Origin of the sequence: Bartonella sp. AA81SXKL, from assembly GCF_042196945.1 — a bacterium.
Taxonomy (GTDB): domain Bacteria; phylum Pseudomonadota; class Alphaproteobacteria; order Rhizobiales; family Rhizobiaceae; genus Bartonella.
Genome location: NZ_JBHIRH010000027.1, coordinates 1 through 8,922 on the forward strand (window position 1 = coordinate 1; position 8,922 = coordinate 8,922).

2 protein-coding genes and 1 pseudogene are annotated in these 8,922 nt (G+C 46.0%); 1 reads left to right on the forward strand and 2 read right to left on the reverse strand.

Features of this window, described 5'->3' with window-relative positions:
• A partial coding sequence (locus ACFINZ_RS08510; RefSeq protein WP_375701324.1) for a DUF637 domain-containing protein occupies window positions 1-6,399 on the reverse strand: 6,399 nt, incomplete at its 3' end.
• Window positions 6,400-6,490: 91 nt separating this feature from the next.
• Complete coding sequence (locus tag ACFINZ_RS08515) at window positions 6,491-8,251, reverse strand: ShlB/FhaC/HecB family hemolysin secretion/activation protein (protein WP_375701325.1); 1,761 nt, start codon at window positions 8,249-8,251, stop codon at window positions 6,491-6,493.
• 428 nt (window positions 8,252-8,679) lie between these two features.
• Between ACFINZ_RS08515 and ACFINZ_RS08520 the strand changes: the two are divergent.
• A pseudogene (locus ACFINZ_RS08520) lies at window positions 8,680-8,922 on the forward strand (type ISP restriction/modification enzyme); the annotation flags it as partial.

The following is an 8,922-nucleotide window of genomic DNA, read 5'->3' on the forward strand; positions in this document are numbered from 1 at the left end:
TGCAACATCAATGGTGTGGTCTCTAAAGTCAGCAAACTGCGCATCAATCTTTGCGTTTATACGCGCTTCCTCTTCCGGAGTTGGGGTGCGACCGTTTAGGTCCCCCATTTCCTCTTTCACAATGCCTTGCACCCACAATTGAAACTGGAGCATAGCAGTGGCTTCGCCCACAGCACCCCCCACAGCACCGGCTGTGCAAGCACCGCTCGCAACAGCGCCTTTTAAGCAGCCAAGACCGGCGTGGGCAACGATCTGTGTGACCGTGTCTATTTTGCCTTCAGCCTTGGCGGTACCGATTTCTTCCGCCAACGATTTGCCAACCGTATCAGACAGGGCGATGCGCAGATTGTTAAAAAAGTTCTTGTCAAGAGAACCACCCTCAAGAGCCGTTTGCACGCCTGTGCCAATGGCGGCTTTGATCAAGTTCTTTTCCGCCTCACGGGTGATGCGATCAACCAGAGGAGCCGTTTTGGGCAAAGATTGTCCAACACCAGCCATTTCGGTTAGTTGGCTGGTTAAGCCTGCTGTCAACATCGACGAGACAATGCTGAGAATATTCTTTGAAGAGCCAAGCTCATGCAAGGCACCGGCAATATTGCCGCGATTATTGACAAGAGCCACAGCGCTTTTGTTAATCAGCGCTTGGACACCAGCCTGTATCGCCGCATTCATGGCGGTGCTCGAGCCAAGCCCCAAAGCACCGGTAATGGCACTGGCAGCGCCCGAGGCTGCTCCACCCGTAACCGCCGTGACAGCCAATGCCACGAGAGCCGCACCGGCTTCTGTCAGCCCTTGGGCTTTATAATCCCAGTCTTTAAATTCAGCCTTAACTGCTTGCCAATCCACTTGCTTGGATAATTCTGGATCATCACGCAGTTGCTTGATCCATGCCATGCCTGGAGAGCGAGACAATTGCTCAAGGGATTTGTCTAAATCACCGGTTGCCTGATACTCAACAACAAAGCCATCACCCGCATCAAGCTTTATGCCACCCTTAGCATCTATGGTGACATGCTCGATGGTCTCCTTAAGGTAACCTTTATCGCTCTCACTCCACCACACAAGGTTTTCATTACGCTGATAAACGTCCTTAAAATCTTGATCCTTGTTGGTCAGAAACTTGATCTTCCCCGTATCTGATGCCAAATGCGTCTGACCACCACTTGATAGCCCTGCCGCATCAAGCGTGAGATCCCCATTTTGCGCATGCATGGAGAGGTTGCCCTCTGTTTCTATCGTGGTTTTGTTTGTAGTAACTTCTGTTGATTGTTGACGAAACTTATTCTTTTGCTTCGATTTGTCGCCTTCTTTGCCCCTCAGATCCAAATCAAAACTGTTAAAATCTTGCTCTGAAATCGCGTTGAGAGCGCCACCACTGGTGAAATCCCCATTGCCCTTGGCTTTAAACTTTCCCCCAAGGTTAAGTTCACCACCTGTGACAATGGTCAAATCTCCATCACTGTTGACTTCTGTCAAACGGTGCTCACTGCTTTGGGCGTTATAATGCCCTTTTTCCAATGTCTCCTTATGGTCACTCTCTAGCACTAATGAACCAAACGTAGCAGAACCACCGACAATCACCGTCATCGGACCGCCACTGCTCCATTGGCCACCAGTCATGCTTAAATCGCCAAGGGAGTGAATGTTTAAATCCTGTATAGAAATGATTTGAGCCTGCTGCCCACTGCGATCAACAAAACCATATTCATTCGTGTCACGGATTTTTGCAGTACCATCAATGATTGTCTTCGCATTGAGGGTGATGATATCCCCCAGAATAACCCCTGAAGAGTTGGCTAAAAGATTGCCACTGCTGAGATCTACAGCACCGCTGCCAAGCAAAAAACCACCATTATTGAACAAAGTTTGCGTAGTCGAAACATGCAATGCACCATTACTTGATATGGTGCCACTATTGGTAAGACGGTCCGTCTCTATAGTGACGCCATTGCCTTTCAAACGTGCACTGGCAAGGTTTCCTTGCTGCGTTTTTGCCCCATAAACATCTTGTGCTAAAGAAGTGTTTGGTGCCAAATAAACGTGGGGTACCAAGACCTCTTGTCCATCAACAAGGTGGGTCTCAAGCCAGATCATATCCTTTTTGATCCCAGCAATTTGCTGAGGCGTTAAGGGCTTGCCTAGCACTAACCCCAAGGGATCTTGCTGCTCCACAGCATTGTCATAGAGCCTTTGCATTTGAGCATTGGGATCTTCAACATCAAGAAGAGTGCGATTGCCTGTCAGTTCAAAGATTTGCTCACCCACCAGACGATATTCAAAATAAGCATCCCCCAACTTTTTGAACACGTGCTCAGGCTTATAATTGCCAATCTTTTTTAAGTAATAGTCCGATCCTAAAAATTTACTTGGGTTGATAAAATCTGGACGCGTCTCGACTAAAAATGGCACATCCGGTGTTTGGGTCTGGTCCAATTCTGTCTTAACAGAGTTAAGCCCATCTTGCGTTGGCACTTGTATGGATTCTGGTGCGGGTGTTTTTGTGCTTGGTGCAAAAAGCCCTTTGTGCCCTTTCAAACCATTGATAATCCCATCTAATCGATCATCACTAATCAGTGGTTTGGAACCGTCAAAATCGGTGTTTTTAACACCAGCCAAACCTTTATCGCCAGAGCTTAAGCCAACTTGCTCAACCCCCTCACGCACCGCATGATTGTCAATATAGCCTGTCAACTTGGCATCAAGCGTGCCACCAGCTTCAATCGTGCCGTAAACAGCATCATAAGTGCGTTTGAGTGTTTGGGTAAAAGTAGGACCATCCCATTCTTCTGCACCGTTTATACATGCTGGATTTGTGATACTACATTGCTTATGTCTGTAGCGCGTTTCAGTTACAATCTTAGTTGTTTCGATTAAATCGCGCCCCTCATTGAGCAGCGTATCGCCATGCATCTCAATGTTGCCATTGGCAGCAATCAAGCTATAGCTATTGCGGATATCACCGGCATTAATTGTCAGATGATGTCCTACTAAAATCTGTGCAGCATTATTGGTAAAATGAGGCTGCTGACGAATGATCGTGGTGTCGATATTTTCCTTGATACGTAAATGATCAATATTTTCGACATCTTTCCATTCTCCTCGCACGTAACTGTGAGAAATCACTTTATCGCTAACTTCAACTCCACCTTCGCGCATGTTGGTGAGAGCTGAGACATCGAAGGTCATATCGCCGGACACGGCTTCTAAAAGACCCGAGCTGTTGATCACATGACCAGCCCGCTCTCCACTTAAACCACGGATGATGAGATTGTCTTCAGCAATGACATCGGCAAACTTATTGATAAAATCCCCATCTAAGGAGAAAATGGCAGATTTCTTGGCATAAATCAGCCCACTATTACTCAGATCAGCGCTCACATTGAGCGCAACCCCATCACCACTTGAACCAATACTGCCGGCATTGTCCAAAACATCTGCGGTTAAGACAAAAGCACCACCACTTTTGAGAACACCGTCTTCACCATTTAAAACCAGAGCAACTTGCCCCAATGACGGATCATGGCTTTCTGCCACAAGCGTAAAACTGTCACTGGCTAAAAGCTGACCGGAATTGGCTAAAGACCCAAGCTTCGCTTCAACAACACCGCCCACCATAATACCGGAATTACTTAAAACATCATGGCTGTTGAGAGTAAGTACTCCGCCTTGCGCTTCCACAAGCCCAGCTTGGGTGAGTGTGCCTGCCTTCAGCGTTACATCATAGGCGCCAACCTCACTTGTCTCGCCCAGCGTCAAGATGCCATCGGTTGAGAGTTCTATCCGCTTTTGCGAAACAATACGCCCCGTTTGGTTCAGAGTGTTTTGCGCATTCACAGTGATTGCGCCATTGCTTGCTATTGTGCCACTATTGGTTAAATCACCATGGCTGGTCAGTTGAAGGTCACCACGCTCAATCTCTATGTGCCCTGCTTGGATCACACTATCAGCAACAATATTGACTGCCCCTTGCGTAGAAATGAGACCATCAACATTCTCAAAACTGCCCACATCAATGCGCAAACCATCCCGCGCTAAAACATGCGCACCTTCATCATGTGTAGCGTTTTGTTGGTCTGAATTTGTCGTTTCAGCGCTTTTATTGACAAAAGACGTTGCAACAATCTTCATCTCACCGGCTAAAGCACTGAGAAGACCAGCCTCATTATTTATATGACCAGCACGTGTCTCTTTCAGCCCACCAATGCTGAGAGCCTCTTCTGCAATCATTCTGCCCTGTGTGTTGGTTAAATCACCATCACTGAATAGATCCATAGATTTTTTGGCGTAAATCAGCCCACTATTGCTGACATTCCCTGCCACATTGAGGGCAACATTCTCACCACTAGAGCCAAGCGCACCGGCATTGTCTAATTGCCCTGCGGTCACAACAAAAACGCCACCACTTTGAAGAACCCCTTCGGATGTATTCTTCAGAAAGGCTTGTTGCGGATCGGCGCCTTCTTGTGCGCTTACCATCAAATGCAAATCATCGGTTGCAATAAACGTCCCTTGATTGGTAAATGCACCAATATGAGCATCGACACTCTCACCGCGCATTGTGCCGCTATTGATAACCCCATCACGCACTTGAAGGGTTAATGCTCCTTCTTGGGCTTCCACAGTCCCTGCTTGGGTTAAAGCATCAGCACTTAAAACCACATCATAACTTAAAATCGTGCTCTCTTGACCGGTTGTGAGCATGCCACCCGCTGTCAATGCAACCTGCTGCATACTGATAATATCACCCGTATGATTGAGGGCACCATGGGCATCCAGCGTTATCTCCCCATTAGACCAGACAGTGCCTTCTTGGATCAGGGCACCGTGATGCGCATAAAGGTCAATTTTTTGCTCTGCCACTAAGCGCGCACGTGATGTAAGCTCTGTTGCTTCCACCAAAAGAGAGCCGCCGGCGCTATAATGTCCAGCGCCTACAGTGAGCCCATCATCGGCGCTCAAGACAATATTCCCCTTGGCACCAATATGGTTGTTTAAAGCGCTGATTTGATTGGTTTTAATGGTCAGATCGCCAAGGGAAGAAACCCCTGTTTGATCATTGTCTTGCATGCGGCTCAGATCAATTGTTGCTGCTTGGATCTCTAAAAGATCACCGGCGGCTATCCGCCCATTCCCCGCCTCAAGCTTTGCTGCCTGTAAATGCAAAGAACCCGTCGCTGACTGTTGACCATCACTCCCAATACCGCTTGCTAGAAGAGCATGAGACTGGAGCTTGATCAGATCGGCGTGCACATCAACAGTACCGCTCGCTGCAACGCGAGCTTGCTCAGCCAGTTCAACATGTTTCAAAGCCTTCAGCTCAACCGCTTCTTCTGAAAAAAGCAGATCTTTCACGTGCACACTATCGTGGTGGGAGTGAGCCTTCACCGCTCCTTTGGCGCGTGCTTTGGCAATCACCAGCTTGCCATCACTTGTCAATCTCATGGCGCCTGCATTGGCAACCATGTCTCCGCGCATCTTAACGCCCGCACCTTTATCATTGGCAATCACGCGGATCTGCCCCGCATACATTCCACCAAACTCACTGGAATCAATCGCCAATTCCGGCTCTTTGCCATCAGAACCAAGAGAAGTTGCTTCGCGTTTGTCATAATCAAAATGATTGCGCCCCGCGATAACAGCCAAATCTCCTTTGACCTGTATGGGACCCCCGACACTGATCTTGCGCGAAACAAGATCAAAAATATCTAATGCACTCCCATCAGCCCCACGAGAGCCTATAGTGATATCTCCACCCTCAACACGCAACCCACTCAAAGCGCCATCGGCTCCAATGATCGGTTGTCCGGTCGATAAAGTCACCCGTGGTGTATTAATAAAGCCACAACCGTTACAGGTAATCCCATTGGGATTGGCGATAATAACATCCGCCATATGCCCGTGTACTTCGCTCACGCCTTCAAGAAGCGAGCGATTGGCACTCACCACTTCATTAAGGATAACCTTTGCTGCACCGCTATAACGCAAATTGCCGTTGCCAGGCACCAATCCCCCAAGCTGTGAACGCGAAACCTCCTCAGTCGAATTGTTCAAAATCACGCCATGGGTATCAACATTGAAACTGTCATATTTGTTATGAGAAAGACCCTGTCCATTGGGGCGAACAATATCAATCAGCGGCACATCATTGCCGGCTTTCCCCACCGTGGGGCGGAAAACAGAGCCAACCCCATCAGCTGCTTTAATCCCTTGGCTCTCTTGTGCAACAGGACTTCGCGCTCCAAGCGCTTGTGCTTGCAACAACAAAGGCTGAAAAGCTAAGCAAAAGCTTAAAACAAGTGAAAGCCCCTTATGGATCCCTCGCTGCAAAACACAAAGAACGCGCTGCCATAGCTTGTATCCATATCCCAATCTATGCTTTTGATTTTTCAATCCCCGCATCTTCAGCTCCTCATAAAATTCTTTATCTCTTTAAAAAAACAACCCATATGGGTATAAACAGCGCAGCGATATTTTTTACCGCCCATTTGCTCTAAAATCTTAATAATGCCCGCACTTGAAATAACCCTGTCGCATTCCCCTTTTCTCGCACTGTCGATTGGGTTAAAATATTTGAATAAGACACATCAATATCCGTAATGTCTCCGGTTGCATGGAAACCAAGAGTTGCCCCAACGAGGCTCCCGCCAAAACTGTTTTTGTTTACATCATTGGCTACAGCCCCCAGATCAAGCGCCATATAAGGGGCAAATTGGCTCATAAATTTACGCCCCATTCTCGAAGAAAAACCTGGCAACAACAGCGACAATTCATTGCGCCAAAACGCCCCATTATTGCCGTAATAAATCGCCTCACGCACCCCACGCACAGAGGAACTACCACCAAGCGATATTTGCTCTGAACTAAACAACGTGTCGGGTGATAATTGTCCTGAAAACAGCGTGTTATAGCGAAAGTTATACTGTTTGAGCGAAAAAGAACGCACGTAGCCTAGGGAAAAAGACAATTTGGAAAATTGCCCTTTGGGTGAATTTTTTGTTGCATTCTCTTGCTCTTTATCGTCATAAGCGCCAAGAATTGCCAACCCTTTATGAAACCCTATATGCGCGCTTAATTCTCCTCCAAGCCACTTGCGCGAATGATCAAGCTCAAAGGTTGCAATAGCCAATTTACGGCTGGAAACATCAACCCGACTGCCCATAATAAAATTATCAGAATATTTCCATGTCAACCGTCCTGTAAGCCAGGTCTTTCCCTCTTGATCACGGTCGATAACCCGTGAAATCCACGGTGTAAGCGATAAAGACTTACCCGCAGTCATAATATCGGAAAATATTCCCTTAACACTCGAATGATATTGGCTCCACGTCCCATCAAAACCTGTTGTCCAAGTGCCATAGGGAAGAGAAAATGATCCCGTTAGAGTATCACTATTGGGACGCTTGTGAGAAAAATGATACGGACTACCATCCATAGAACGCTGATAGCTCAACGACCATTGATCATTGATCCCCAACAGATCATCAAAAGAAAAGCTCAAGCGCGTTTGATAAAGCCCTGTTGCTTTAGCGCCAAGATTATCGCTGGAAAGCGTAATAAGCCAAGGTTTCTGTTTTTCAATATGAACATCGAGTATCGAACCACCCGAATTGCTCCCCGCACCAAGATTAATGGTGGCTTGGCGTGAGAAAAGCCGATTGATTTGATCAAGCCCTTGCTCTATCTGGCGCAGATTGGTCGGTTTTCCAATAAGGTTTGGAAAAGCCGTGGTGATTTCTCCTTGAGATTTCCTTCCAACTTTATGCCCATCAAGGGTAATATCTTCCATCACACCTTCAACAACAACAATCTTGAGATGACCGCCGCTTAAATCTTGCTCAGGCAAATAAGCCCGCACCGCAATATAGCCGCGCTTCATATAAAGCTTGGTCACCGCTTTGAGCACTTTATTGATTTCGGCAATCCCCAAACACCGTCCTTCCCAAAGAGAAATGGCTTCATGAAGGTCGGTATGAGAAATCAACTGAGCACCAACAAATTCAATGCTTTTGATCAGCAAACAGGTTGTACCAGATGAAGCACCATAGGCAGATGTGGTATCATCGTCTGGCAAAAATATCCCATGTGTTTCGTTTCTACGGTGCAATCGTTGAAAACGCTGTTGTTGTGTTTGTTGTCGTTGGATGCTCTCTGATTGATTAATCGCTTTCTCACGAATGTTTTGGGCAAAACTCGGCAACGAGAAAAGGCACAAAATAGCCGCAAAAACAAAAGTGAAAAAAAATCTATGCATTCATTGTGCCCTCAAAATGAGCAACAAAATGAACCATATCGTCAGCGTCACAGAAAAAATCGCCAACCGCGTAACAATTTTTTAATTTTTTGATGAGAATAATACTTATAACATCTGAGAAAAAAGCATAGACTGTACTGTATACACCTGCTTTATGAGTTGTGCAAACCATATCATTTCCCCCGCTTTTGAAGATTTTACAATTACACTGTTAAATGACAATCATACACTCTAATATGCTTCTTAATTTTAAGGTGTTGCATGTAATATAATCTTGAGCTTCAAGTAAAGACTGTTATTCATAGAATATACCAAATTTATTGGAACTGTTACATATTAGAGACAACAAAAAACTATCCATTATTATCGCTTGATAAGAAAAATAGCATGACAATCGCTTATTTACTAAAATAAGAAAAAAGAAAATGCGTAATGCTATAACTGATGAAGGATTAGCATATTTAAAAGCCGCTTATCCTAATGAAAAAACACTAAAGATGATCTGTTTTATTATGTTTACGGTCTTTTGCATTCAGAAGATTATCGCACCCGTTATGCTGATAATTTATGCAAAGAATTGCCTCGTATCCCTTGCGTAAAAACGGCTGATGATTTTTGGAAATTTGTGACAGCAGGGCGTGAACTCGGTCATTTGCACGTAAACTATGAAA

Excerpts from the sequence above, each read along its gene's own strand:
- ACFINZ_RS08515 (WP_375701325.1), bottom strand. The coding sequence starts at position 8,251 with ATGCATAGATTTTTTTTCACTTTTGTTTTTGCGGCTATTTTGTGCCTT.